This window comes from Pseudomonas sp. 50_B, from assembly GCF_017491625.1.
Lineage (GTDB): Bacteria > Pseudomonadota > Gammaproteobacteria > Pseudomonadales > Pseudomonadaceae > Aquipseudomonas > Aquipseudomonas danubii.
This window is the reverse complement of record NZ_JAFGYX010000241.1, coordinates 1-225: the sequence shown is the minus strand read 5'-3', so window position 1 is coordinate 225 and position 225 is coordinate 1. Positions and strand designations below refer to the sequence as shown.

General features: G+C 68.9%; 1 protein-coding gene. It reads left to right on the top strand.

Annotated features, from left to right (window positions below; translation table 11 throughout):
* Positions 1–225, top strand: a 225-nt coding sequence (locus J5M73_RS31795; protein ID WP_207817090.1) for a PQQ-binding-like beta-propeller repeat protein, incomplete at both ends; no start/stop codon positions are given.

Here is a 225-nt window from a genome sequence, read left to right as displayed (position 1 = left end):
ACGACCACGTCGGCACCCTGCGCGCCATGGACCCCACCACCGGCAAGCTGGTGTGGGAACACAAGGAGCAGCTGCCGCTGTGGGCCGGCGTCCTGGCGACCAAGGGCAACCTGGTGTTCACCGGCACGCCTGAAGGCTTCCTCCAGGCGTTCAACGCCAAGACCGGCGAGAAGGTCTGGGAGTTCCAGACCGGCTCCGGGGTCCTGGGCTCGCCCGTGACCTGGG